The 23,268-nt window shown below is 71.3% G+C and carries 15 protein-coding genes; 3 read left to right on the forward strand and 12 right to left on the reverse strand.

The window, feature by feature from the left end:
* Window positions 1–1,326 (reverse strand): CocE/NonD family hydrolase (locus VMS22_05025; GenBank protein HXJ33384.1); only part of this gene is annotated, 1,326 nt, incomplete at its 3' end.
* An 83-nt stretch (window positions 1,327–1,409) separates the two neighbouring features.
* Here VMS22_05025 and VMS22_05030 point away from each other — a divergent pair.
* On the forward strand, window positions 1,410–2,450 hold the full coding sequence (locus VMS22_05030; GenBank protein HXJ33385.1) for an Ldh family oxidoreductase: 1,041 nt from the start codon (window positions 1,410–1,412) through the stop codon (window positions 2,448–2,450).
* A 20-nt stretch (window positions 2,451–2,470) separates the two neighbouring features.
* Here the strand turns inward: VMS22_05030 and VMS22_05035 are convergent, their stop codons facing one another.
* From VMS22_05035 to VMS22_05080, 10 genes are all read right to left on the reverse strand, one after another.
* Window positions 2,471–4,846: a hypothetical protein gene (locus tag VMS22_05035; GenBank protein ID HXJ33386.1), complete on the reverse strand. Its 2,376-nt coding sequence runs from the start codon at window positions 4,844–4,846 to the stop codon at window positions 2,471–2,473.
* Between the two features lie 63 nt (window positions 4,847–4,909).
* Window positions 4,910–6,040 (reverse strand): ATP-dependent 6-phosphofructokinase, encoded by a 1,131-nt coding sequence (locus VMS22_05040; GenBank protein ID HXJ33387.1) that lies wholly within the window; start codon window positions 6,038–6,040, stop codon window positions 4,910–4,912.
* 77 nt (window positions 6,041–6,117) lie between these two features.
* Window positions 6,118–7,272, reverse strand: coding sequence for a HupE/UreJ family protein (locus VMS22_05045; GenBank protein HXJ33388.1), 1,155 nt, complete (start codon window positions 7,270–7,272; stop codon window positions 6,118–6,120).
* Complete coding sequence (locus tag VMS22_05050; protein ID HXJ33389.1) at window positions 7,269–8,138, reverse strand: peptidylprolyl isomerase; 870 nt, start codon at window positions 8,136–8,138, stop codon at window positions 7,269–7,271. Before VMS22_05050 ends, VMS22_05045 begins: the two co-directional genes overlap by 4 nt.
* Entirely contained in the window at window positions 8,135–10,354 is a 2,220-nt protein-coding gene (locus VMS22_05055; protein ID HXJ33390.1) for a DUF3604 domain-containing protein, read from the reverse strand. Before VMS22_05055 ends, VMS22_05050 begins: the two co-directional genes overlap by 4 nt.
* Before the next feature lie 89 nt (window positions 10,355–10,443).
* Window positions 10,444–12,648 (reverse strand): molybdopterin-dependent oxidoreductase, encoded by a 2,205-nt coding sequence (locus tag VMS22_05060; protein ID HXJ33391.1) that lies wholly within the window; start codon window positions 12,646–12,648, stop codon window positions 10,444–10,446.
* Between the two features lie 239 nt (window positions 12,649–12,887).
* Window positions 12,888–14,864 carry a c-type cytochrome gene (locus VMS22_05065; protein HXJ33392.1) on the reverse strand — a complete coding sequence of 659 codons (1,977 nt, stop codon included), beginning with the start codon at window positions 14,862–14,864 and terminating at the stop codon, window positions 12,888–12,890.
* Window positions 14,861–15,727 (reverse strand): alpha/beta hydrolase, encoded by an 867-nt coding sequence (locus VMS22_05070; GenBank protein HXJ33393.1) that lies wholly within the window; start codon window positions 15,725–15,727, stop codon window positions 14,861–14,863. The genes VMS22_05065 and VMS22_05070 overlap by 4 nt, the downstream gene beginning before the upstream one ends.
* Window positions 15,724–17,280, reverse strand: a complete 1,557-nt coding sequence (locus VMS22_05075; GenBank protein HXJ33394.1) for an SCP2 sterol-binding domain-containing protein — start codon at window positions 17,278–17,280, stop codon at window positions 15,724–15,726. The genes VMS22_05070 and VMS22_05075 overlap by 4 nt, the downstream gene beginning before the upstream one ends.
* Before the next feature lie 9 nt (window positions 17,281–17,289).
* Window positions 17,290–17,838 (reverse strand): TetR/AcrR family transcriptional regulator, encoded by a 549-nt coding sequence (locus VMS22_05080; GenBank protein HXJ33395.1) that lies wholly within the window; start codon window positions 17,836–17,838, stop codon window positions 17,290–17,292.
* Window positions 17,839–18,003: 165 nt separating this feature from the next.
* On the opposite strand from VMS22_05080, the gene VMS22_05085 reads away from it, so the two are divergent.
* Both VMS22_05085 and VMS22_05090 read left to right on the forward strand, forming a co-directional pair.
* Window positions 18,004–19,266: a DUF1329 domain-containing protein gene (locus VMS22_05085; GenBank protein ID HXJ33396.1), complete on the forward strand. Its 1,263-nt coding sequence runs from the start codon at window positions 18,004–18,006 to the stop codon at window positions 19,264–19,266.
* 108 nt (window positions 19,267–19,374) lie between these two features.
* Window positions 19,375–21,615 (forward strand): glycosyltransferase family 39 protein, encoded by a 2,241-nt coding sequence (locus tag VMS22_05090; protein ID HXJ33397.1) that lies wholly within the window; start codon window positions 19,375–19,377, stop codon window positions 21,613–21,615.
* Here VMS22_05090 and VMS22_05095 read toward each other — a convergent pair.
* Window positions 21,612–23,222, reverse strand: coding sequence for a fumarate hydratase (locus tag VMS22_05095; protein HXJ33398.1), 1,611 nt, complete (start codon window positions 23,220–23,222; stop codon window positions 21,612–21,614). The two genes, VMS22_05090 and VMS22_05095, sit on opposite strands and share 4 nt — an antisense overlap.
* Window positions 23,223–23,268 lie beyond the last annotated feature (46 nt).

Below are 23,268 nucleotides of genomic sequence, written 5' to 3' on the forward strand. Positions count from 1 at the left end.
GTCGAAGCGCTGCGTCTTGCGGGTCGCATAGCGCACCTCGCCGGGATGGATGGAGTCCCAATCGCTCGCGGTGAACGGCCCTTCCTCGCTCGCGCCGTTGCACGGCTGCGTGAAGGCCTCGATCGCCGGCAGCGGATCGCCCATGCCGCGCAGGTGGCGGTTGAAGAACTGGTTCACGCGCTCGCCGACGCGCGCGCCGCCGAAGCCGAGCGCCGCGCGCGAGTGGCCGAAATCGTCGGCGAACAGCAGCGAGATCTCCGCCGTCGGGTATTTTGCCACCGTCTTGCGCCAGAAGCGTACCGCCTCGTCGACCGGGAAGAGGTCGTCCGTCCATGCGTTGTAGATGAAGAGGGGCGCCGGCTCGATCGAGTCGTCGACGTAGTACGCGGAATGGTGGGCCGTGATCTCGCCGAGGATCGCCTGCAGCGCCGGATCGCCGTCGTACGGCTCGCCGGCGCCGACGCGCGCGTTCCACGTCGTGAGATCGGCCGCGAAATCGACGCCCGGAGGCGAGTAGAAGCCCGCCGCGGAGCCGATGCCGTACAGGGTCGCGTTCCACGACTGCTTCTGCACGCCGCCGCGCAGGCCGTACGGATTCTGGATCCGGTAGTCGATCGTGCGCCCGTTGGGCGTGAGGGCGTAGGCGAGGTCCGACCACGGGATCAGCGGCGCGGCGGCGGCGATCTCCATGTCCTTTCCGCCGGGGCTCCGCCAGGGAACGAAGGTGCCGTCGGGGAGCATGATGCGGTTGCGGAGCGCGGCCAGGATCATCGACTGGCCGCCGCCGTACGACGCCCCGGTGACGCCGACCTTGTTCGGGATGACGAGGCCCTCGTCGGCCAGGAGGCCGGCCAGGTGCTGCGTGTCGTGCGCCTCGTAGCGGACGTCGCCGACGTGCGTCCACCCCCGTTCGGCGCACACGGTCGGGTTCGAGAGCGTGGCGTCGGGATCGCGCGACGCCGCCGAGCCGCACGAGGCGTAGAAGCCGCGCGCGGTGTACGACAGCACGACGTAGCCCTCCTCGGCCAGGGCGACGTACGGCGCGCCGTTCTTGCCGAGGCTCCAGCCGTGGCGATCGACGATCAGCGGAAACGGACCGTCCATCGACGCGGGCGGCAGCGTCACGCTGACGTCGAGCGGGACGCCGTCGAAGCTCTCGACGCGCGTCGTGACGTCGCCCTGACAGAACTGCACGGGGCCGTTCGGTGCGCATGCGACGCGGCCGCCGAAGACGCTCGCCACGACGGCCGCGTGCGCCGGCGCCTGCGAGATGCAGCCGGCGAGCGCCGCGACCACGAGGACGAGTCGGATGCGAGCTTCACGCATGAGGGCCATCGCCTACCGCGCGGGAACGAACCGCGCAACGAGGCTACACCGCCGCATGGGCCCCGTGGTAGGAGCGCCGGGCGATGTCCCGCGTCTCTGCCGCAGCCCTCGAAACCTTCCTCGGGCGCGTCTACGAAGCGGCCGGCCTGCCGGCGGCCGACGCGGCCGCCTGCGCCGCGCAGACGGTGGACGCGGAGCTGCGCGGCATCGCGTCGCACGGGTGCGTCCGCGTCGGCGTGTTCGTGGAGCGCCTGCGCATGGGCACGATCAACCCGCGCCCGGCGATCGCGACGGTGATCGATCTTCCCGCCTACGCGCTGCTCGACGGCGACCGCGGCATGAGCGCGGTCGTGGGCCGGCGGGCGATGGACCTCGCGATGACGAAGGCCGGCGCGGCGGGGATCGGCGCCGTCGCCGTGCGCCGCGTCTCGCACACGGGACACGTCGGCTACTTCGCCGGCATGGCGCTCGCGCGGCGCATGATCGGGATCGCGCTCAGCAGCGCGACCGCGAACCTCGCGCCATGGGGCGGTGCGGAGCGCCTGGTCGGCAACAACCCGCTCGCGATCGCCGTCCCGTCGCGGCAGGCGTATCCGATCGTCTTCGACATGGCGACGAGCAAAGTGGCGCGCGGCTACGTCCTGGTCGCGGCGAAGGGTGGCGACCCGATCCCCGAGGGCTGGGCGCTCGACGAGAGCGGCAGCCCCACGACCGACGCCGCGCGCGCGGCCGCCGGCAGCATGCTGCCGCTCGGCGAGCACAAGGGCTACGGTCTCGCACTGGTCCTGGGACTTCTCACGAACGCGCTCAGCGGCAACCCGCCCGAGGCGGCGCAGCCCGACTGGCTCGAGACCGACCGCGAGTTCCTGCTCTCGATGCTGCTGGTCGCGATCGATCCGGTCCGCTGCCTCGGCGAGGACTACGAAGGCGCCGTCGACGCGGTCGTCGGACGCATCAAGGGGTCGCGCCTGGCGCCGGGGTTCGACGAGATCCGCATTCCGGGCGAGGGAGCGCATCGCCGCCGCCGCGACGCGCTGGCGAGCGGGATCGCGCTCGCGCCGGCGGTGGAACGCGAGCTCGACGAGCTGGCGACCCGCCTCGGCGTCGCGCCGCTGCGGGCGTGAGAGCGGCCGATGCCGGCGAGCTACTGGACGTTGCGCTCGAGGAACGCGACCAGCGCCGGCGTGATCGGGTTGTCGACGCTGTCCTCCGCGCACACCACGTCCACGTGTGCGAAGCCCTCGGCCATGATCACCTCGTAGCCACCCGCGATGCCCCCGAAGGTGGGGAAGGCCGGGTTCGGAAACGACGCGTCGGCGACGCGCGGCTGCCCGCTACAGCTCGGCGCCGTGCAGGTGCCGATGCTCGTCCCGAACGGCGTGTACGCGCCGGGGACCACTGCGAGGCCATTCGTCCCACCGAAGGCGATGACGGGGATGTTGATGTTCGCCGCCTGGGTCAAATTCTCGATGTCGCGGCGCCCGCGCCCGATCGAGAGCGCCGACGAGTCGAGGTTGATCGACTGCGAGCACTGCGCGGCGGTCGTGCACGCGGCGCCGACGTTGCCCGCCGAGCAGAAGCCTGCCGTGCACACGCCCGTGACCGAGGTCACGCTCGGGCCCGCGACCGGATAGTACACGTCGGTGAAGTTGGTGCCGCCCTTGTAGAAGTTCTTGGCCATACGGCTCATCAGCACCACTTCCTTCTCCTGGCCCCACCTCGAGCCGGGCAGCGTGGTCGGCGGCGGCCCGTTGTTCGGGACGATCGAGGGCGCGAACGGCCCCTCGGTGATGTCCTGCCAGGTCGTGAGGATTCCCAGCATCGGGCCCGGCGCACCGAGCGAGGTCGCGACGAACGACGCGAGACCGGCCACGAGCCCGTCGTCGTCGAGGAAGGCCCCGAGGCCGCCCTCGGCCGTCGAGCGGGGGAGGAGCGCGAGACCGTTGAGATCCGCCACCTTCAGGATCGCGTTGTTGTCGACCACGCCGCCCTGGTCGACGCGCAGGAGGTTCTCGCCCGTGTCCGGATCGAGCGCGGCCTGGAGCCCGGCCACCTCGCCGCTCGCGAGGATGCGCGCGTTCAGGATCGCCGACGTCGCGTACGACGTCGTCGGCAGCGTGCACTTGGGTGGCACCTGGCCGGTGCAATCGGTCGCCTCGGTCGCGATCGTGCACGGGGTCACGCCGTCGACGCAGCGGGCGGCGTTGTCGCGCACGGCCCCGAACAGCCCGCCGTCGAACTTGGCGATGATGCGGTCGAGCGAATCGTTGGTGAGCGGCGTCCCCGCCGTCGAGCCGCCGCTGCCCTCGAGCAGCACGAGGCCGCGGAGCTTCGCGTAGCCGGGATCGGCCGGGCCGACGCCGGTCAGATTGAAGTCCGTCGAGGCGTAGCGCGCCGTGAACCCCGTTCCGGCCGAGTGTCCGCCGAGGAACACGTTCTGGTTCTGCGCGGCGGCGCGCGCCGCCGTCACGATCGCGTCGATGTCGCGCGAGAACATGAGGTTCGTCCACGAGGCGAAGAAGGCGAGATCGGCCTGCGTGTCGTAGAAGACCCCGCGACGATTCGGACCCGCCGCCAGGATCGGGTCGAGCGGCAGGGAGACCTCGGCGCCGAAGAGCCAGTCGAGCGCAATCTCGGGAGAGAGGAACTCCTCGGCGATCTGGAGCCCCGCCATGTCCTCGAGCTGGTTGGTGCGTCGATCGACCGCCCACACCTCGAGGATGAAGCCGTCGGCGTAGGCTCGCGTGATCAGATTCTCGCCGATGATGCGGAAGTCGGCGGCGCCGCCCTCGAAACCGGGCACGAGGATGAGGATCGCCTGCGGCGCCCCGACCGGGGCGGCGAGGTGGTGGCGCGTGTAGCGGGCATGGTTCAGGTCGAAGCTGCCACCGCCGAACTGGGTGAGGAGCTTCGGATTCGTGACGACCACGCCGGGCGAGCCCGGTGTATTCGCCGGCTGCGCGGCGCTCGGGACGTCGATCGTTTCCTCGGTGACGAGCGTCGTGCAGTCGTTGGTGGCGTTGGAGCTGCACGCGTCGGCGCCGAACGGCGACGCATAGCAGGCGTGCCGGACGACGCTCCCGCTGCCGGAGTCGACGCACTTGGTCGCGCGCTTGGCCGACGCCTTCAGCTTCCCGCTGGCCACCTTCGCCTCGCAGCACATGACGCGTGGCACGGAGGCGGAGTAGCCACACGCGGCACGCGCGTAGAGCTTCTTCAGCTCGATGCGGCACTGCGGCCGCAGCGAGTACGTGCCGAGCAGCGGCGTCCTCGTCGCGAGCTCGATCTGCGCGTTGGCGCAGCGCACGAACGCGCCGTGGCGCTTGTCCCCGGTCGTGCCGTCGTAGAAGGCGCACGGGCAGGCGCGCGCGATGGCCCCGCGCACTCCGGCGATGGACTTGGCGTCGCTGAGCGCCGAGGCGCCGGCGTGACATTCATCGGTGGCGGCGTGTGCGGCGCCGGCAAGGCCCAGCGCCAGGACGAGCGTGGCGAGACGGGTTGCGGGTGTCGGGATGCGCATCGTTTCCCTCCGACGCACTGGTCTACCGGTCGCCCGCGCCGTTCGGCAAGCTTTTTTTCCACCTCAGAGCGCCAGCACGCCCTCGATCTCGTCGAGGACACGAGCCCGCCAGCGTACGAGCGGGCTCGTCCCGGCGAGGAGCTGCTCGGTTTCGGCCAGGACCGCGTCGAAATCGACCAGCCAGCAGTAGGGGTCGTCGGCGGCGCGGTGTCCCACCGCGGCCGGCGGCTCCACCGGAAGCTGCCACGCCGCCATGCGTCGGTGCTCGCCGGCCATGAGCGCGCGGACGGCGACGTGCGCGAGCCGGCTCGCGAGCAATCGATCGAACGCCGACGGACGGCCGCCTCGCACCACGTGCCCGAGCACCGTGACGCGTGTCTCGACGGCGAGCCCCTTGCCGTCGGACTCGTGGAGCCGGGCGTCGACCATCTCCTTCAAGCGCTCGGTCGAGAGCGACACGCCCTCCGCCTTGATCACGATCACGCGATTCTTGCGGCCGCGTCGGGCGCGCACGCGCTCGATCGTCCGTATGACCGCGTCGACGACCTCCGCGTCGCTGCGACCGGCCTCGGGGAAGAGGACGGCATCGGCGGCGCCGGCGATGGCGGAGGTCATCGCGAGGTAGCCGCAGCGCCGGCCCATCACCTCGACCAGGAACGTGCGGTTCAAGGCGGAGGCGGTGTCGGCGATCTTGTCGCATGCGTCGACGATCGTGTTCATGGCGGTGTCGACGCCGATCGCGAGCCCGGTGAGACCGATGTCGTTGTCGATCGACGCGGGCAGCGCGATCACGAGCGGGCCGCCCGATTCCGCTTCGGCGGGGTCGGAGAGCGCCGCGGCGCCCGCGATCGATCCGTTGCCGCCGATGACGAGGAGCGCGTCGATCGCGGCGTCGCGGAGCCGCCGGCGCGCGACGTCGCGCACGGCGCGCTCGGCGAACTCCCGGCACCGCGCCGAGCCGAGCATCGTGCCGCCCTCGCGGATGATGCCCGACACGTCGCCGGCGCCGAGCTCGGTGAGCCGCCCCTCGAGGAGACCCCTGTACCCGTCGCTCACGCCGAAGACCTTCCAGCCCTGCGACATCGCCAGCAGCGCCGCGGCGCGGATGGCGGCGTTCATGCCGGGGGCGTCACCCCCGCTGGTGAGGATCGCCATCCGGCCCGATCCGCTTCGTTGCGACCATCGTTCGCTCATGCGACCTCCCGCGAGCGCGGAGTATAGCGCGCTCGTCGCGTTGCGCGTGAGCCCCCGTGCGACGGCTACGGAGTCGCTCATCCCCATGCCCGCGTGACGAACCAGAAGAGGCCGAGCCCGCAGACGGCGGCCGAGCCGATCTCGGCGATCCGGCCTCGCGCTCCCGGGTAGCGGCGGCCCAACGCGCCGAGCATGCTCCAGACAACAGCGACGATCGCGAGCTGGCCGAGCGCGACACCGACGTTGAAGGCGAAGAGCGCCGGCACGAGGCGTTCGCCGGGCAGCCCGAGCGCACCGAGCGCGCTCGCGTACCCGAGGCCATGCACGAGCCCGAAGACGAATGCGCCCAACGCGACGAGCGGCGCGGGGCGCTCGCTGCGCGCGAGGAGACCCAGGTGGCACGCGCCGAAGAGCGCGAGTCCGATCAGCACCATCGGGGGAACGGTACGCGGATCGGAGATCGCGGCTGCGCCGAGCGCGGCCGCGACGATCCACGGCGTCGGACGATCCCGGCCGCCCAGGAGCCACGCGCCCTCGCACGCGACGAGCGTGCACGAGAGGCCGGCGAGCGTCGCCACCGCCGCCGGATCGGGGCGCACGCCGCCGAGGGTGGCGAGCGCCAGGGCGACGCTCTGCGCGATCGCGAATGCGGCGACGCTCGCGGCGAGGTCGGCCAGCGATCCCGCCAGGAGCAGCAGGGCGAGCAGGAACGCGACGTGATCGAGGCCGGTCACGGCGTGGCCCATGCCGAGCACGGCGAAGTCGACGGCGCTCGCCGATTCCCCGGCGAGCGGCCAGCGCGACGCCTCGGCCGTGAGGACGCGCTCGGCGACGGTGCCGTCCATCGCCGACACCCGGGCGAGATGGACGTGCGCCGGCGCGACGTCGGCCAGCAGGCGCGATTCGATCGTCCGCGGCGCGGGCGACGCGCATGCGAGGCTCCACGCGACGACGAGCTGACCCTCGCGCTCCGCGCGCACGGTCGGCGGCGCCGTCGGTGTGCAGGGCGCCCCGCCGGCCACGAGCGTCAGATGCTCGGCGGCGTAGCGCCCGATGCGCTCGGCGTCGCGCCACGGATCGAGGCCGAGCAGGGTGAGGTCGATCGCGGCCAGGCGCAGCTCGACGTGCGCGCCGTCGGGACCGAGCGTCCAGCCGGACCAGGACACGCTGCGGCCGTGGGCGAGCGCGAGCGCCGGGGCGAGGACCACGAGGCCGAATGCGAGGCGCGTCATGGCAGCGGCTCGCTCGTCTGGACGTCGGCGGCCTTGCGGAGCGCGTCGAGCGAGGTGCGCAGCGCCGTCTCGTCGGCCCGGCGGCGGACCTCCGCGCGCACGCGATCCTCGATCTGGTCGAAGGGCGGGACCGCCGGCTGGCTGCGCTCGACGACCTGCAGGACGTGGAAGCCCATGCTCGTGCGGACGGGATCGCTGGTGGCGCCGACCGGCAGCTCGAGCGCGGCCCGCGTCGCCGTCTCGCCGACGTATTCGCGAAGCTTCACCGCCGGGAGAAGCGTGTCGGGGAGGGGCGCCACCTCGTCGTCGCCGAGCGCCGCCCGCACGGTCGCGAACGCTTCGCCGGCTCGCAGGCGCCTCGCTGCCTCGTCGGCGCGGGCGCGCGCGGGCGCCTCGTCGCCGCCGGGGACGCGCACCAGCACCTGCCGCACGCGGACGCGTCCCGGCTCGGCGAAGTAGTCGCGGTGCGCGTCGTAGTAGGCGACCAGCTCTTCGCGCGGCGGGTCGGCGCCGCCGCTCGCGAGCAGCTCCATGGTGGCGCCGACGAGCTGCGAGCGCACCGTGCGGTCGCGGCGCACGAGGCCGAGGTCGAGGCCGCGCTGCAGGAGCAGCTCCTCGTCGATCAGACGATCGACGACGCGGCGCTTGTCGGCGTCGTCGATCGGCTCGCGCCGGTCGCCGGCGAGGGCGGCCAGGGTGCGCAGGTAGTCGTCGCGCGAGATGGCGATGCCGTTCACGGTCGCGACCGCGCCGGCCGGGATCCCTCGCGCACCCCGCATACCGGTGACGAGACTCACGGCCGCGACGGCGAGCCCCGTCGCGGCGCCGACGGCGAGCAGTGTGCGCGCCCGCCGCTCGGGCGTCACGAAGCGGGGCTGAGGTAGATCGGCGACGACCAGGCGCGCTCCTCGTTCGGCGACAGACAGTCGTCGTCGAAGGGCGTGCGGTAGTCGCCGTAGCACGGATGGACGCGCGTGCAGTTGCCCTGCGCGTCGTAGTCGCAGCGCAGCCCGCCGGCGTTGACGGCCGGCGTCGGCTCCTGGATCGCGCGCACGTAGTAGGTGGCGGGCCGCCCGTTCAGGATGAAGCTCGGGTCGTCGAACTCGACCGTGCAGCCGGCGCGATCGGCGGCGCAGTCGAAGCGCTTCCAGGGATCCTCGATCAGCTCGCGCACGGGCTCGTTCGGCCGCACCTGTGGCCGGATGCGCACCACCTCGATGCGCGTGATGAGCCGGCGGCGATCGCTCGGGTTGTAGCACTCGCCCTTGCAGAGCAGACCGATACGGTCCGCGCCGAGGGCGTGGAGCGAATACTCGGGACATCCGGGCTTCTGCTCGAACGAGCCGACGGCGCGGACGCGAAAGCGCGGCGGGTCCACGAGCGTGGTCTCCGATCCCATCGGCAGCGGGCCGCCGTTCGGGCCGTTCAGGAGATCGAACCAGAGCAGGATGCGCTCGCCGCTCGTCGCGTAGACCTCGCGGCGCTTGAGGGCGTCCCAGACGGCGTCGCGATCGCGCCCGTTCGAATGCACGGCGACGAGGCCGCCCGTCATGAAGAACGACACCTGTCGCTCGGTCTCGACCATCCGGAAGGCCTGGCCGGGCGGGATCTCGTCGGTGGGGCGGGAGGCCGGCGCCGGCGGCTCGGGCGTGCCGAAGACGCGGGCGCGCCAGGTCTCGTCCTTTGGCCCGATGGCCTCGGTCATCTCGCGTCGCGCGTACTCCTTGTACCCCGTGCCGGGACGCGCCGAGTGGTTGTCGCTGGAGCCGATGATGCCGAAGTGGAAGCGACGCGGCTTGGCGGGATCGTCGAAGTTCGTGATCGCGAGCGTGTACTGCACCGAGCTGCGCGGGCGCGAGGTGAAGGACGGGTTGAAGCAGTCGCGGCACTGCCCGCAGTCCTTCCAGTCGTCGATCGTGGCGCCCTCGACCGTGCGGTGGCCGAGAATGCCCGCCGCGGCGTAGTTCGCGCGCGCGGCGACGACGCGCTCCTCGCAGTCGGGCGCCTTCGGATCCGCGCAGCGCGAGCGGATGATCTCGCCCGCCTGCCAGCAGCACGGCAGGTAGTCCTTCGTCGGCGCGGGACAGGTGAGCTTCCCCTGCGCGTCCTGGTCGACGTCCTTCCAGGCGCGGAACTCTTCGGAATTGCCGTGTCCCGAGTAGATCTCGATGAGACGCTGCTTCTCGGCGTCGTGCATCGTGCCCTTCAGCTGCTTGTCCCAGCTGCTGCCGGGCGGCGTGTAGAAGCCCCACGTGGTGCCGTGCGGGATGACGATCGTGTCGCCCCCCCACTGCGAGAGCTTCTCGTACAGCACGTCGGGGGTCTCGGCCGTCTCGTGGCAGTCGGCGGGGAGCTGGTGCACGTCCACGCCCTTCGGGCAGAGCGGCACCGCGTTGATCTCCACCTGCAGGTTGCCGAAGTCGTAGTAGCGCTGGCGGTGCCAGAAATCGAGCAGGGGATACTGGATGCGCTGCCAGAACGGCGGCCGCTGCGTGAAGGCCTGCGCGAGCAGGCCGCCGCGGGCGCTGATCGGACGCGAGGGGACCTTGTCGTCGGCGGTGTCGTGGAAGATGACGTTCTTGTGCCCGTAGTGCGTCTCGGGCGTCTGGCCGACCTGTGTCCACTCCCAGCCGAGATACGAGACGAGGTCGGGATTCCTCGGATCGCCGGCGATGGCGTTGCACTGCCGGATCGCGTCCTTCGTCTCCTGCCAGTGGGCGGGCGTGATGCCTTCGGCGTGGTCGTTGATGCTCCAGAAGTCGAGGTCGGAGCAGTAGCGCGCGAAGTCGCAGGCGTCGGCCGGCGGATGCGCGCCCTCGCCCTGCATGAAGGGCAGCGTGCGCATGAACGCGTCGACCGAGTACGTCGTGTGGACGTGGAGGTCGCCGAAGAGGACCTGCTTGGCCGACGCATCCCCTGCACCGAGGTCGGCGAGCGCCTTCTTCTGCGACTCGGCGCGGGCCGCGATGACCTCGGCCGGTACGGTCTTCCCGGTGATCGTCCCGGGACCCTCGTGCTGTCCCTTGCACGCCGCGAGGACGGCGGCGAGAACGACGACCAGCAGCGCGCGGGATGTCGGCATCGCGGACTGGTACTACGGCCGCGCGCGCAGGGGCAAACAGGGCGGGGCGAGCGGTCCGTTCGTCCGCCCGGGCGGCCTCCCGGCGGCTCTCAGGCGGGCGCGACGTCGACCGGGATGCCGTTGACGACCGCGTTGTTGCTGATCGGATCGGTCAGGCGGCCCGGCGCCAGGAGGTTGCTGTTGATGCCGGCGTGCTCGCGCGCGACGCCCAGGCGCGTCCCCGGCTTGTCGTGTCCCCAGCCGTGCGGCAGCGAGACGACGCCCGGCATCATCTCGTCGCTCACCTCGACCGGCACCTCGACGCTGCCCGCCTCCGACGTCACGCGCGCCGGCGCACCGCTGCGCACGCCGCAGCGAGCCGCGTCGCTCGGGTGGATGAGGAGCGTGCAGCGCTCGCGCCCGCGCACCAGCACCTCCACGTTGTGGAGCCACGAGTTGTTGGAGCGCAGGTGGCGTCGCGAGACGAGCACGAGCCCGGAGCGCGGGCGACCCAGCCGCGCCGCGAGCCGCGCCACGTCGGCCGTGATGTAGGGGGGCGCGAGCTCCACCTTGCCCGAGGGCGTCGCGAGGATCTCGTCCAGCCGCGGCACCATCGGACCCATGTCGATCCCGTGCGGCGCGTCGCGGAACGACCGGAGCGTGAGACCGCCGGGTCGCTCGCCGTAGCCGTCGCCGAACGGTCCCGTCCGGATCTGGAAGTCGACGAGCCGCTCGGGCCCGCGGTGATCGTAGAGCCCCAGGATCTTCGCGGGGTCGACGTTCTTCGCGGCGCACAGGGCCATGAGGAAGCCGTCGTCCATCGCCGCCGGGTCGATCTCCGAAAGCGGCATGCCGGCGCACAGGCCGCCCAGCGTGGCGAGGATCTCCCACTCCTGCGGCCGATCGGCGCACGGGAAGATCGCGGGCGAGAAGTTGCCCGCGCTGCGCACGCCCCACATGGCGATGAGGTCGTCGAAGTGCGGCTGCTCGAGCGCCGACTGCCCCGGTAGGATCACGTGCGCGTGGCGCGTCGTCTCGTTGAGCGCGTTGTCGAGGCTGATCATGCATTCGAGCTCGGGGAGGGCGGCGTCGAGCCGCGCGGCGTCGGGCGCCGAGATCACCGGGTTGCCGGCGATCGTGACGAGCGCACGGATGCGGCCGTCGCCCGGGGTCGCGATCTCCTCGGCGAGGCACGAGAGCGGGAACTGTCCCAGCACCTCGGGCACGCCGCGCACGCGCGAGCGGAAGCGTCCGAACGAGACGCCGTCCGCCCACTGCGGATCGGGCAACGAGGTGAGGCTCCAGGCGATCGGGTTGCCGAACATGAGGCCGCCCGGCCGATCGAAGTTGCCGGTGAGGATGTTCACGACGTCGACCAGCCACGACGCGAGCGTCCCGAACTCCTGGTTGCAGAGGCCGATCCGCCCGTAGACCGCGGACGACGGCGCGGCGGCGATCTCGTGCGCGACGCGGCGGATGGTGGCGGCGGGCACGCGGCAGGTGGCCTCGACGCGCTCGGGCGAGAAGGGCGCCGCGAGCGCGCGCACGTCGTCGATCCCGTTCACGCGCGAGGCGAGCGCGCCCGGCCGTACGAGGCCGTCGGCGAACAGGACGTGGCACCAGGCGAGCAGCAGCGCGGCGTCGGTTCCCGGTTCGATCGGGATCCATTCGTCGGCCTCGTCGGCGGTGCCGGTGCGGCGAGGGTCGACGACGACGGTCTTCCCGCCGCGCGCGCGGATGCGATCGATCTCGCCCAGCACGTCGGGGCAGGCGAGCAGGCTTCCCTGCGACGCCTGCGGGTTGCCGCCCATCACCACCCAATACTGCGTGCGCTGGATGTCCGGCGTCGGGATCCACCACATGCTCCCGTACATCAGCATGCACGAGACGTTCTTCGGCCACTGGTCGACGGTGCCCGCCGAGTAGAGCGTCGGGAGCTGGGAGAGCCCCATGAAGAGCCCGACGTAACGGGAGAGGTGGATGCTGTGCGCGGTCGGATTCCCGATGTACGCGGTGATGGCCTGTTTGCCGTGCTTCGCGAGGACGCCGCCGATCAGCTCCTCGCAGCGCGCGAAGGCCTCCTTCCACCCGACCTCGCGCCAGCGCGTGCCCTCGCGAACCATCGGGACGCGGATGCGGTCGGGATCGTGGTGGAGCGCGCCGAGCGTCGTCCCCTTGGGACAGATGAACCCCTTGCTCCACACGTCGTCGTGATCGGGTCGGATGGCGACGACGCGATCGCCCTCGGTCTGCACCTCGAGACCGCACATGGCTTCGCAGAGCGGGCACGTCCGGAAGTGGCTCGTCGGCGGCATGGGGACGGACGATAGCACGAGCGCGCGCGCAGGCGCGACGCTTTCTCGTGCGCGGCGGGCGGGCGGCGGGGTGTTCGCTCGCGGTCCTCGGGCCACGCGCGCCTCGTGGGCCGCGACGACACAGCCGCCAACCGCGGCGCGCGCCGGGCCCTGCGGGCTCGCTCACACCCCACCCCCGCCACCCGCCCGCCGGGACGAGGACGCGTCGCGCGGCTCGCTCGCGCTTCACCGCCGCCTCGCTAGCGACGATACGTGCCGGTGTAGCCGAAGCTGAACGCGTCGCCGTCGGGATCGCCGGGCGCCGGCGGCACGGGGTTGGGAACCTCGGAATGCGCGGGCGGGATGTGGCGGAGATACGCGATCAGCGCCTCGAGATCCTCGGGCGTGAGCCGGGAGAAGTGATCCCACGGCATCGCCTGCCAGTGCATGATGCGTCCGTCGCGGCTGATGCCGCTCGTGATCGCGCGGCGGATCTGGGCGTCGTTCCACGTGCCGAGCCCGGTCTCGCGATCGGGGGTGAGGTTGCGCGAATACGTCGTGCCGAAGACCTTCCACGCGACGCGCATGCCGCCGCCCATGTCGGGGAACGCTTGCCACAGGCGCAGGGGATCCGGTCCGGCGGTGTGGCAGAGCGAGCAGGTTCCGACGGTCGCGACGTAGCGGCCATGGTTCACCAGCACGCGCGTGTCGTCGTCGAGGTTGCCGACGGGGAAGGGCGGTGGGCGCAGCGGCGGAAGACCCAGGGCGCGCCCGAGTGCCGCGACCGGCGGCGCCGCCTTCACGAGCGCGGGCGGCATCCAGCGCAGCGGCGGCCACGTGTAGACGAGCGGCACGCCGATGAGGACGGTCCAGACGGCGAGCGTCTCCAGGCGGCGCTGTCCCTTGCGCGTCCTCGCGTAGAGCGCGAGCGCGAACAGGCAGCCCAGCACCATCATGGTGTCGGTCGACGGATTCACGACGGGGGCGTTCGGCTGGTCGGGCGGCGGTGTACGGCCGGCGTTGCCCGGAAAGTAGATGCCCGCGATCTGCTCGCCCGTGAGGAAGGCGCCGAGCTTCCCCACGATGCCGTCGACGAGCGACGGCGCCTCGGGTGGCGGGACGCGGTTGCGAACCGGCGGAAGCGACTGCAGGTATGCGTGGATCGCGTCGACGTCGGCGTCGCGTACGCCGGCGAGGATCGTCCACGGCATGTCGAGCGCGCTCAGAACGCGCCCGCTGCGCGAGCGTCCCTTGCGGATCGCCGCACGCAGGTCGGCATCGCTCCACCCCCCGAGGCCGGTGTCGGGATCGGGCGTCAGGTTCCGCGTGTAGACGACGCCCGAGTGCGTGATGACGACGCGCATGCCGCCGGCGCCGAAGCTGCCCGGGACGTACGCGCCGTCGGGCTGCATCTGCACGTGGCACAGGAAGCACGTGCCGGACTGTGCGAGGTATTCGCCGCGCTTCGCGGGCGGCTCGCCGGCGCCCGCTTCGGCGCGTGCGGCCTCGCGCGCGGCGGCGGCGAGCGACGGGGCGCGCGCGCGCGACAACGCCCAGTGCGAGACGTCCCAGAGCTGGGCCACCGACGCGGCGTCGAGATAGCTCGGCATCGGCGTGCCGCCGATGCCCGACGCGAGCCGCATCGTGACGTCGGCCGCCGTGGCACCGCCCTTGAACGTCCACGGCCGGGTGAGGTCGGCGGGTGCGATGCGGGTGCCGTCCGAGGCGCGAAGCTGCGCCGCCGACGCGCCGTCGCCGCGGCCGCGGTCGCCGTGGCACGCAGGGCAGCCGAGCTCCACGTACGCGACCGCGCCGCGCCGCCGGCTGTCGTCGTCGTCGGGCGGCTCGCGTCCGAGGTCGAGCGGCGTTCCCGGCGCGCGCGGCATCGTCGCGAAGCTCCGTACGACGGCGACGAGACGTGCGATCTCGTCCGCCGAGAGCAGGTCCGAGAAATACGGCATGCTCGTGCCGGGAATGCCCGAGCGGATCGTGCGCGCGAGATCCTCGTCGGTCGGCGCCGAGCCCGAGGGCACGCTCGTCAGCTTGAAGCGCCCCGTCGTGAAGTCGCGCGGCGGCGCGCCGTTGAACGCGAGCGCGACCGCGGCCGGTCCGCGGCCGTCGCCGCGCTCGCCGTGGCAGCGTGCGCACCAGTGCTGATAGAGCGCGACGTCGGCCGGTGGCGGCGCCGCGCCGGCGGCGGCCGCGAACAGGACGAGCGTCGCGATCGCTCGCGTCACCGCAGAAAGTCGAGCACCAGGCGATTCACCATCTCCGGCTTCTCCTGGTGCACGAAGTGCCCGGCGCCGGCAATGACCTCGATCCGAAGGCCGCGCGGGAAGTACTCGCGCATGGACGGGACGAGCTCGGCGCCGATGCACCCGTCGTCGGCGCCGTGCAGCATGAGGGCGGGCACCTCGAGCGGCACGCTCGTGGCGGTGAGGCTGGCCTCCATGACCGCCGGGTCGGCCAGCGCGGGGCCCATGGTGGCGCGATAGTACCCGAGCGCCGCCTCCACCGTTCCCGGGGCGCGGAAGGTCGCCTTGGTGCGCTCGCGCTCCTCGGCCGGGCACGTCCAGCCAGGGGACCAGTCGGCGACCAGGCGATCGACGAGGGCGAAGTCGTCGTGGCGGAGCGCCGCGTCCGCGATCGGCTGCTGGAAGAAGAACATGTACCAGGAGCGACGGATCTGTGCGGGGCTGGTCGTGAAGGCGCGGAACAGCGCCGGGCCGTAGGGCACGGCGGCGGTGACGATCTTGCGCAGGCGCTGCGGCGCGAGCAGCGCGGCGAAATAGGTCGCCACCGCGCCCCAGTCGTGGCCGAAGACGACCGCCTGCTCGGCATCGAGGGCGTCGAGCAGCGCGAGCACGTCCTCGGCGAGCGCCATGCCGTCGTAGCGTCCGTCGGCGGGCGCGCTCGTCGGCGCGTAGCCGCGCATGTACGGCGCGACGGTGCGGAATCCTGCCCGGGCGAGCGCGGGCATCTGATGGCGGAACGAGTGGGCCTGATCCGGGAAGCCGTGCAGGCACAGCACGAGCGGACCCGAGCCTTCCTCCAGCGCTTCGAACGCGACGTTGGGCGTGCGGATCGTGCGCGAGGTCATGCCCGCCTTTCAGCACGCCGCAGCAACCGACGCACGCGCCAGGCGAGCCGATGTGCCCACGACCGTCCCGGCTCGTGGCCGAAGAGCGCCGGGAACTTGAGGAAGAGACGGCGGTCGCCGGACAGGCGAAGGCGGCCGGTCACGAGCCCCAGCACCGGGTTCACGTCGCCGCGATGCACGGCGAGCCAGTAGGTCGCCCTGGTGCGGATCGTCAAATCGGCGCGCCCGGCGCGCCCGGGCCGCACCTCGCAGCGCTCGTCGGCGACGCGCATCACCCAGGGACCGCCGCCGGGTCCGGTGAGATCGAGCTGCACGGTGAACGCGAGACCCGCCGCTTCGCTCGGCCGGAAGTACTGCGGCATCCAGCGCATCATCGCTTCGACGTTCTGCGTGCGGATGCGCCGCAGGTTGACCAGCCGGACGCCCCTCCACGACTCGCCCGCGCGGTCGATCGGCGTTCGCCACTCGCCCGGTGGGATGTCGTACCTCGCGCGCGCCGACGGCGTGTCGAGCACGAACTGCGCATCCTCGACGCCGCGCGTGTGCGTGAGCGGCTTCAGCGTCTCGTCGAGGTACTCGCGCCGCACCCGGCGATCGCCCTGGAATGCGTCCTCGATCTCCGCCGGGCAGGTGGCGACGCAGTTGAAGCAGCGATACTCGACCTTGAACGCCATGGCCTGCCAGAGCGCCGCGATCTCGTTGTCGGCCCAGCGCTTGCGGAAGTCCTTCGTCGAGCGCTCGGCGAGGTCGCCCACCAAGTCGAGGAAGCCGGGGATCGAGTCGCGGTAGGTGTGGTTGTAGCAGGCGAAGAAGTCGAACGTGCCGTCGGAGCGGATGGCGTCGGTCGGACACGAGGCGACGCACAGGTTGCAGGTGAGGCACGGGTTCCAGGTCGTCGGCTGATCGTATGTGGGCCACTCGAGGTTCGTGACCACGGTGTCGATCAGGCAGTAGGCGCCGAACTTCCGGTGCAGGAAGTTCCGGCTGGTGCCGATGACGCCGAGGCCGGCCGCCTGCGCGACGAGCTTGTGCGAGAGCGGCCAGATCTTGTCGGCCCACCGCTGGCTTACCTCCTGCGGCCATCCGATGGTCGTCGTGAGACCCGCGCCGCCGAGGCTCTGGATGTACTTCACGGTGCGATGGCCCATCGCGAAGAGGCGCTCCTCGCACGAGTAGAGCTCGTGGTTCGCGGTCGGCAGGTAGCGCGACTGCATGGCGGCCTTGTTCTCCTCGCCGATCATGCAGACGAGCGAGCGCGCGTGCGGGTAGACGTAGAGGATCTCGTCGCGCTCGTGTGCGATCGCCGGGTCGTCGATCGAGACGATGCCGACGTCGTCGCACCAGGTGGCCATCTCGCGCTTGAAGTCCGCGAGCGGGACGGGTGCGGGGACGCCGCGATTCGGCACGGGGCTCGGGTCGAGCGCACGGTACGGCCAGCGCCAGGCCGTCGGTGGCGGCACGCCGCCCGGCTCGATCGGACGCGGCCTCCCGGGGGCCGGGAAGGGGAACCCCCAGTCGCTCGCGGTGGTGAACGCCGTCAACTTCGGTGCCATACGACACTCCTATGGTCGGAGGGGCACGAGGGCGCCTTCGAGGACCGCTTCGAGCACCTCGGCGTCGTGGCCCGCGGCCGTCGCCAGCAGCAGGCCCGACACCGCGAGCGCCGTCACGCCGTGTACCTGGGCCCACAGCGCGTTGGCGACGACGGTCGCGTCGCCGGGACGCAGCTCCCCCGCCTGCATGCCGGCCTGGACGGCGTCGCGCACGACGAGGAGGGTCTGCATCTCGCGCTGCACCGCCTCGCGTCCCGGCATGTCGGACGGGCGCAGGCTGAACATGAGGACATAGTACGAAGGGTTGTCCTTACCGAACCGGAAGTAGGCCCGGCCCATGGCGCGCAGGCGCTCGATCGCATCCCGACCGGTCACCGCGCGCAGCGAGCTCGACAGACGCGCGTGTCCCTCCATACGGAGGTGCTCGAGCAGATCACCGACGCTACGGTAGTAGAGGTAGATCGCGGTCGGGCTGCAGCCGACCTCGCGCGCCAGGCGGCGCGCCGAAACGCCCTCGGCGCCGTGGGCCAGGTAGAGCCGTCGCGCGGCCTTCAGCAATGCCGCGCGAATGGGCTGCGGCCCTCGCCGCGGGCGGCGTGCGAGAGCCTCCTTCGTGGTTGACACTGTTCATGTCAGTAACCGATCGATCCCCCTGCGGCAATGCCCTCCCCAGCGTCCCACAAGGGTGCTATGGGAGATAGCTCCACAGGAGGGGGACATCTCATGAGTGACCGCCGCTTCATCGTGACCTGCGCCGCGGCCCTGGCGATCTGTCTGCGCGCGCTCGTCGCGACCGCCGACGTATCGCCGGGCGACAAGATCAACGACTCCAACGTCGACAAGGCGAAGGACCTGATCTCGCCCGGGCTCGAGTGGTGCATCAAGCACGGCCTGCCGATCACCGTCGTCGAGACCAAGAAGGTCGAATGGCCGCGCGCCTACAAGGAGGCGACCGAGAAGTACGCAGGCCAGGTGAAGCTCACCCCGGACGGGATGAACGTACAGAACTACGTCGCTGGCCAACCGTTTCCGGCCCTCGACCCGAAGGACCCGCAATTCGCCATCAAGGTCATGTGGAACTACGAGTACGGGTTCGTGAACGGGATCGACGACACGGATCTCCGGAACTTCGACGCCGACACGGGGTCGATCCCCGCGAAGGGCCCGATGACGGTCGAGCGCCACTTCCTGCTCGACCATCTGCGCCGACTCTTCTGGACGGGACGGCTCTACGTCGAGCCCAAGCCGTCGAAACCGAACCCGAACGGCTACCGCGCGCAGCAGGGCCTGTACCCGATCCTCGAGCCCTTCGACCTGAAGGGCGTCGGTGCGCTCGGCAACCGGTACACCGATTCCGCGAAGCAGGACGATTCGTGGCTCTACCTCCCGTCGCTCCGCCGCGTGCGTCGCCTCTCGACCGCGCAGCGCTCGGACGCCCTCTTCGGGCAGGACACCGACGTCGACAGCTACTACGGCTACGCCGGTCACATCTCGTGGATGGAGTGGAAGTTCCTCGGAGAGAAGGAGGTCCTGGGCGCCGTCCACGCACAGCACTTCCCGGTCAAGTGGGACGACAAGGTCGACTGGGCCTTCGACGACGTGTGGGAGAAGCGCAAGGTGTACGTGATCGAAGGAATCTCGAAGCTCCCACAGTACGCCTACTCCAAGCGCGTCCTCTACATCGACAAGGAGTATTGGGGCATCCCGTTCTCCGACATCTACGATCGCTCGGGCGAGCTCTGGAAGATCTGGATCAACGACCTGAGCTTCCGGAAGTCGGTGCCTGGCGGAATCGTCTACGAGGACGAGATGCCGTTCGCGCCGGCGATCGACATGGTCGACATGCAGCTCGAGCACGCCACCAAGGCGTCGCTGCCGAGCCCGCGCTTCCCCGGCGAGCAGGGCTGGTACTACCACCAGGGCGAGAAGGCCGGCATCACCGACGACTGGTTCACGGTCGCGGCGCTCGTCGGCGCGGGACACTAGTTCCGAGGATCTTCGCACGATGAGATCGGGGCGTGGCGCCTGCGCGCCGCGCCCCGATTGTTTTTGCCCTGGTCACCGTCCGCCGGCGCCTGCTACACGGCCAACCCAGTGACGCGTCGCCAACGCGTGCTCTTCTGGAGCATCCTCGCCCTCGGGACCGCGCTGCGGCTCGCGCTCTACAGCGGCTACGGCCTGGGCGACGATCCCAACTTCACGTCCGCGTTCTTCCGCCTGGCGCGCGCGGGAACGTACGATCCCGGCGACCCCTACGACGTTCGTTTCGGGATGTGGATCCCGATCGTTTGGTTCATCCGGGTCGTCGGCTATCGCGAGATCGGCGTCATCGGCCCGATCACCGTCTGCTCGATCCTGAACCTGCCGCTCGTCTATGCGATCGCGCGCCTCGAGTGGGACGCGACCGCCGCGCTCGTGGCGATGGCGCTGCTCGCGGTCTTCCCGCTCGACGTCCTCTGCAGCACGCTCTTCGCGCCCGACGTCATGCTGGCCACGTACGCCTTTGGTGCGTTCTGGCTCTACGCCGTCGCGCTGCGTGACGAGGCGCGTCCCGCGCTGCGGCACGCCGCCGCCGCCGGCAGCGCGGTGCTCTTCCTCGCCGGGTTCGCGAGCAAGCCGTGGGTCTTCTTCGTGGGCGCAATGATGGTGCTGGACACGCTGCCGCGCTTGCGGACGAGCTGGCGCTGGGCGCTGCTCACCGCAGGCGAGACGACGTTCCTCGTCGCGCTCTTCTGCGCCTGGCAGTGGTGGAGCTTCGGCGATCCGCTCCACTACGTGACGATCGCGAAGGCGTTCGCGAACCTGGTGCCGTACGACCGTGACGTCGTGCTCGACTATCCGCGCATGCTCTTCCTGCCGAACGACTACGGCGCGTACTTCGCGGGCTGGTATCCGCACACGCTCGTCCTGCTCGCCGTCCTGTTCGCCCTGCGCCTCGTGCGCGCGGGGAAGTGGCTCGTGTACTTCGCGATCGTGGTGGCCGGGCTGTCCGCCATGCCGGCGGGTCGCGTGCACGGCGTCTGGGTGACGTTCGTGCCCCACATCTTCCGCTACCTCACGATCGCGTCGCTGCCGCTGTGCCTGGCCCTCACGGCCTACGTGCGCGAGCTGGTGGCCTGGCGGTCGCGCATCGGATGGTCGTTCCTGGCCGCGTTCCTCGCGCTCGGCGTCGTGCAGGCCTGGCAGGTGACGTTTCCGACCCGTGATGCGTTCGGCGAGGAGCGACGCGCCGTCGCGCTCGCCCACGAGCGGTTTCCCGACGAGCGCATCATCAGCGACGCGCACCTGGCGTCGTACTACAGCTTCTTCTATCCGGAGGCGTTCGGGCGCGATCGGACGATCCCGATCCTGAGCGAACGGTCGGCCGGCCGCGCGAAGGAGTTCCGGAAGCTCACCGAGGGCGTGCTCGTGACCGGCGGTGGGCGCCTGCCCTGGTACACGTGCCTTCCCTGCCATTGCTTCCTCGACGGCATCAGGCCGCCGAAGCACTGGCGCCTGGTTGCGACGTTCGACGGCGCGCCGCGGATGCCGTACCGACCCGAGCCGCTGCGCATCTGGCGCGTGTCGAAGGCCGCCGAGAAGGCCGACCGCCTGTGGGTGAAGCATCCGGCGCGCGCGGCGCGCGTGGCGATCGTGCGGGCGCTCGCCGAGGGGCGTCACGCGGCCGTGGCGGCGGAGATCGGGCAGCGCCTGCTCGCCGAGGGCGCGGGTTCGGCCGATCTCGCCTACTGGACGGGGATCGCGTGCGCGCAGGCCGCACGGCCGTCGTGCGCGACGACGCAGCTCGCCGCGAGCCTCGAGCAGGGCTTGTCCCCCGCCCGCGCGCGTCCGGTGCTGGTGCGCCTCGGCATGGACGCGACGAATCGGGGCGACTTTCGGGCGGCGCGGCGGTGGGCCGCCGAGTACCGCCGTCGCTTCCCGAAGGAGCCGCTCGATCCGCAGCTCGCGGCGGCCGAGAGCGGGTTCGGCGAGGCGCAATACCGGTTTGCGCGTGGCGAGTACCCAACTTCGCGCCGGATGTTCGAGGCGATCGTGGTCGATCCCCAGACGCCGCCCGACTACGTCCGGCAGGCGCGCTACTACCTCGCGTTCATCGCCTTCCAGGAGCGCCGGGTCGGGGCGGGCCTCGCCTACGCCGACGCGTATCGCGCGGCCTACGGCGAGGACCCGTTCTGGATCGAGCTCCAGTTCCGCCACGCCCAGGCGCTGCGCTGGAGCGACACCGCTGCCGCGCGCGCCGCCTTCGCGGACATCGAGAAGCGCTACGCCCACACCCCGTGGGCGAACGAGGCACGGCGCGAGCTGACGGAGCTCGCGCGTCTCGGTCGCTCCTAGAGCCGCCCGAAGAAGTCGTTCCCCTTGTCGTCGACGACGATGAAGGCGGGGAAGTCCTCGACCTCGATCCGCCAGATCGCCTCCATGCCGAGCTCGGGGTACTCGAGCACCTCCACCTTGCGGATGTTGTCCTTGGCGAGGATCGCCGCGGGGCCGCCGATCGAGCCCAGATAGAAGCCGCCGTGCTTCTTGCACGCCTCGGCGACGGCGGGCGAGCGGTTTCCCTTCGCCAGCGTCACGAAGCTGCCGCCGTGCTGCATGAAGAGGTCGACGTACGAGTCCATGCGGCCGGCGGTGGTGGGACCGAACGAGCCCGACGCGTAGCCCTTCGGCGTCTTCGCGGGCCCGGCGTAGTAGATCGGATGGTCCTTCACGTACTGCGGCAGCCCCTCGCCGCGCTCGATGCGCTCGCGGAGCTTCGCGTGCGCGAGGTCGCGCGCGACGATCACGGGGCCGGTGAGCGCGAGCCGCGTCTTCACCGGGTGGCGCGAGAGGGTCGCGCGGATCTCCTGCATGGGCGCGCGGAGGTCCACCTTCACGACGTCGCCGGAGAGCTTCGATTCGTCGACGTCGGGCAGGTACTGCGCGGGGTTGGCCTCGAGCTGCTCCAGGAAGACGCCGTCGCGCGTGATCTTCGCCTTCGCCTGCCGGTCGGCCGAGCACGAGACGCCGATGCCGATGGGACAGCTCGCGCCGTGACGCGGCAGGCGGACGACGCGCACGTCGTGACAGTAGTACTTGCCGCCGAACTGCGCGCCGATGCCCATGCGCTGGGTCATCTTCCAGACCTCGGCCTCGAGCTCGGGATCGCGGATGGCGTGCCCCAGCTCGCTGCCGCGCGTGGGCAGGTCGTCCAGGTCGCGGCAGCTCGCGAGCTTCACGGTCTTGAGGTTCATCTCGGCCGACGTTCCGCCGACGACGATCGCGAGGTGGTAGGGCGGGCAGGCGGCGGTGCCGAGCGTCCGCACCTTCTGGTCGAGGAAGGCGAGGAGCGCCTTCTGGTTCAGGATCGCCGGCGTCTCCTGGAACAGGAACGACTTGTTCGCCGAGCCGCCGCCCTTGGTGACGAAGAGCAGGCGATACTCGTCGCCGAAGGTCGCATGGATCTCGATCTGCGCCGGCAGATTGGTCCCGGTGTTCTGCTCCTCGAACATGGAGAGCGGCGCCAGCTGCGAGTAGCGGAGATTCGTCTGCTGGTAGACGTCGTAGATGCCGCGCGCGAGCGCCGTCTCGTCGTCGGACGACGTCCACACGCGCTGGCCCTTCTTGCCGACGACGATCGCCGTCCCCGTGTCCTGGCACGACGGCAGCACCATGCCCGCCGACACGCACGCGTTGCGGAGCATGTTGAGGGCCACGAAGCGGTCGTTCGCCGACGCCTCCGGGTCCTCCAGGATCGTCCGGAGCTGCGCGAGATGGCCCGGTCGAAAGAGGTGCGACACGTCGCGGACGGCCTGGAAGGCGAGGACCGTCAGGCCCGCCGCGTCGACCGTGAGGATGCGCTCGCCCCGGAACGAATCCTCGCCGACCCACCATCCGTCGAGCCGCCGATACGGCGTCGTGTCGGCGCCGTGCGGGAACATCTCCTGGAACCGGAACTCGGGCATGGCCTCATCGTAGACCACGCCACGCACCCGACGCCACGGGCGGCGT

Source organism: Candidatus Eisenbacteria bacterium (assembly GCA_035577985.1).
Taxonomy (GTDB): Bacteria; Desulfobacterota; Binatia; order DP-6; family DP-6; genus DATJZY01.